Origin of the sequence: Bacillus sp. AP50, from assembly GCF_040492675.1 — a bacterium.
In the GTDB taxonomy this organism is placed as follows: Bacteria; Bacillota; Bacilli; order Bacillales; family Bacillaceae_G; genus Bacillus_A; species Bacillus_A cereus.
In genome coordinates this window covers 1-3,545 of the sequence record NZ_JBEUTW010000532.1, presented here as the reverse complement: position 1 = coordinate 3,545, position 3,545 = coordinate 1, and the positions used below count along the sequence as shown (strand labels likewise).

Here is a 3,545-nt window from a genome sequence, read left to right as displayed (position 1 = left end):
ATCTACATTCCTCAACTTGCCTTATATAGACTTTCGCTATAAACACCAATAATATTTCTAATATTAAAACTCTTCTCCCCACACTACTGTATTTCCTATTTCTAACTCGACATAATATTCTCGACCTTCAATTGGATTTTCTCCATTCCAACTACCTTTTCTATGTCGTGCCAACTACTACGTTAAAACTTACGAGTTTGTACGAGTTCGTTAGTTTAATATATATTCCATGTGTTTATATTCAGCACCCAGTAAAATGTCATCTCGCCAAAGCTCGTACCTCGTTTTCTTATTCTATCATTGCACATAGTACTCCATGATGGTACAACCATCATAGAGTACATACTTTCAAAAACTCTTTCACTTTCTTATCCCACTTAAAGGCTCTCTTTTTCACTCTTGATCATCATAAGCATCTCCAAGTGATTCAAATTCACTCTTTAGCCAATACCAATATTGTCCATTATTCTTAATAAGTTTTTCAAGTAAGTCAGTGAATGAAGTTGCGATAATTTGCGACTCCCCAACTATTCCATGTCGATCAAAGAAACTATCATAACATCTACCTAGTCTTTCTTCACTAAGATCTATTGTTAAATATTCATCCTTACCATCATTGCATATAATATACCAATTTGATGAAATATCTTCTTCACATAACTCTCCTACAATTACGGGATTAGCCAAAATAAACTCCTCTGGGGTAACAATATGAATAGGATATTCCTCATTTTCAAATAAAGTTAGACCACCACAAAGACTATAAAATTCTTTTAAATCACCTGGTAGCATATGCTTATTCTTATCAATTATCGGTAATTCTGTAGGCTCCTGAACTCGACAATTAGGTAATGATTTTACTTTTTTAATCAACTGATTAATATTTTCCATCTAAATTACTCCCTAAAATTATATTGATTAAAGGCCCTATAATACTCTTGTCTAGCTAAACGTGGTACATTCGCAGCATCAAACATTTTTTCCGTCAATTCTTGTATTTCTTTTGGTGAAACAGATTTCCAATCTACTTTACCTCCAACCTTTTTCCCTGTTTTTTCAAAGAGCCATTGTCTATAAACAGCTTTAGTAGCATTGTGTTGCTCTTTAGTTAAAGCTATAGTTGGAGTATTCGCCCCTCTACTAACATAATCAGGGACATTATGTTTAGCCCATACATCCATAACTCCATGATGATTTTCTAATGGTGAATTGCTTGGCCTATACGGTACTATATCGTATGGTTCTGAAGTCTTACCATCTTTAGACTTCGCAAACTTATAATAAGCTTCTATCAATTCACCTTGAGGTATTTTGGTTATGATAGTTCCACCAACACTAGAGAATGCATAGGAAGCCTCTCTCTTAAATGATTGTAACATTTCAAGCGTAGGCTTCAATTCTTTTGCTAGTTTTTCTGCATTAGCAAATGTACTTATTCCACTTGATGTCTTTGCGATATGACCGATTTTATTTAGCGCCTTTAACTTATTTACTTCTCCTACATAATATATACACTCTGAAATACTCTACTTAATTTACAGAACCATTCGTAAACACAAAAATAGTGGCAGTTGGATTCTCCAAACTACCACTATTTTCAATCTCTTAATTCATTAAATTCCGTATAATTTAGTTTTTCAGCGTTACCATGATACACAACATTTTGATTTGCTCGTTATAGAACTTCCTCTACATCGACACTCTCAATCTTCACTTCATACATATTTGGGATGTTTGCTTCTTTTGGTACCCATGCATAATAATTTTGATCATTCTCTAACATAAATTGAATTAACTTTGTTTCTGATCCATTCCAGAAAATTTTAAGATTATCAATGTAGTCCTCTAAATCCTCTTTATAATCCAATTGTAATATATAATCTCTTACCGTCAGGGCAAACACAATTAAACTTCCTAATAGATTTTTTTGCTCATTTTCTTCTTCATACTCTTGTGGTAAAAACCATACTTGACCTATTCCTATCGTTTTTTTGTATTTTTCATAAAAACTACTATCATCCATATTCTCATAGTCATGAATCAATTCATTGACCAATGAATGCCATTTTGGCGGAATAATATTTTCCAATGCAGGATTATGTTCAATTCCTTCTACTATATCCTCGATTTCTTCTGTCTCATCTTCATAGTGATATTCACTTAGGTCTATATGCTTGAATTTCATTTCATTTTTATAATGTGCCAAATCATATGGATAATGATTATTATCTTTTAAACTTGTATCATCAAGTTCGAGTATCTTTACTATTGCAGCTGTCTCAAAGCTCCAATACCCTACATATCCAGGTTCTTTATGCGCATTTTTCCATTCATAATCATAATGGCCTTTAAACCATTCTTTCTCCATGTACGTTTGTAATCTTTTAGATGCTTCTTTTTTATCTGTTTGTGCAAGTTCTATAATCTCTCTCGTTTTTGCATATGGATTTTCTTTAAAATAAACATTCGTCATTTTTGTGTATCCGATATCACTAGCGCATAAGAGGAAATCGATTACTGCGTCGTTCATATTTTCCTTCTCAACTAGCTTGGCTAAACTTACAAGATTCTTTTTCTCCGTCTCTAATAAAATCCCTAGAGATATCATCCAAATTAGATTTAAATATCCAACTTCATTTTCCCCTATATGCCTCAAATCAATAAGAGCGTTGTCAAAATCTCCTTCTATTGTATGGATAGCTTCTCCTAGGGAATATTTTGCGTTAATATCCTCTAACTCATAATTAAAATTTAATAGATACCTTCCTTCTATAAGACTTTTATTATCTTTAGCCTTTCTTTGAATACCATTCCTTTCATCTTCTTCAAAACTTTTAATCTCCTCTCTATTTTCCTCAATAAACTCTTTATTATATTCTATTCCTTCTCTACATTTTTCTTCTATACATAAAGGATCTCTCATACTATTCAATTCCTCCTAGTGCCTTAAATTATGGCCATTCTCCAATTATGTCTCCCTTTGCATCTATTCTAAATGTTTTCACATTTCCACTACTATCAACCTTTGATAACACTCTCTCAACTTCCTGATCTTGTAATGCTTTCGTAATCTTTGATGCTAATTTTGCATCTCCATCAACTGCCTTCAATATTCTACTTTTTCGGGTCTTCGCACCATTCAACCAATCATTTGACATTTGTCGTCCATCTTTAGTTTTCCCCAATTGTGAACTACCAAACTTAGCCTCATCTATAACGTATTTGATCTTTGATTCTGCATTTGCATTTTCGTATAATCCATCAATTCCTTTTACTATTTTATCATTTATGCCTGATGGTGCACTTTTTCCGACTGGCTTTAAATCAAATCCAGCTTCTTTTAAACTTTGATTATTCAATAAATTGTCACTAGATTTTATTTCACCATAATTACCTTTTTGCTTATTTGTAGCTGTTTTTGCATCAAAATTGTCTACAGTTGTATTTTTGTTACTGCTAGGTTTACCCTTACCACCATCTTTAGACTTCGCAAACTTATAATAAGCTTCTATCAATTCACCTTGTGGTATTTTGGTTATGATAGT

2 protein-coding genes and 2 pseudogenes are annotated in these 3,545 nt (G+C 32.6%); all 4 read right to left on the bottom strand.

The genetic code is table 11. The features are described from left to right. Positions 1-393: 393 nt before the first annotated feature. On the bottom strand, positions 394-891 hold the full coding sequence (locus ABWK52_RS26095; protein WP_000427919.1) for an SMI1/KNR4 family protein: 498 nt from the start codon (positions 889-891) through the stop codon (positions 394-396). Between the two features lie 5 nt (positions 892-896). Continuing rightward, positions 897-1,277 (bottom strand): annotated as a pseudogene (locus ABWK52_RS26090) (sugar-binding protein); the annotation flags it as partial. A gap of 398 nt (positions 1,278-1,675) precedes the next feature. Continuing rightward, positions 1,676-2,923, bottom strand: a complete 1,248-nt coding sequence (locus tag ABWK52_RS26085) for a PoNi-like cognate immunity protein (RefSeq protein WP_098289856.1) — start codon at positions 2,921-2,923, stop codon at positions 1,676-1,678. 28 nt (positions 2,924-2,951) lie between these two features. Next, a pseudogene (locus ABWK52_RS26080) lies at positions 2,952-3,545 on the bottom strand (cytoplasmic protein); the annotation flags it as partial.

What these genes read in the sequence shown, in the direction of transcription:
- ABWK52_RS26095 (WP_000427919.1), bottom strand. Translation starts at nt 891, where the DNA reads ATGGAAAATATTAATCAGTTGATTAAAAAAGTAAAATCATTACCTAAT.
- ABWK52_RS26085 (WP_098289856.1), bottom strand. Translation starts at nt 2,923, where the DNA reads ATGAGAGATCCTTTATGTATAGAAGAAAAATGTAGAGAAGGAATAGAA.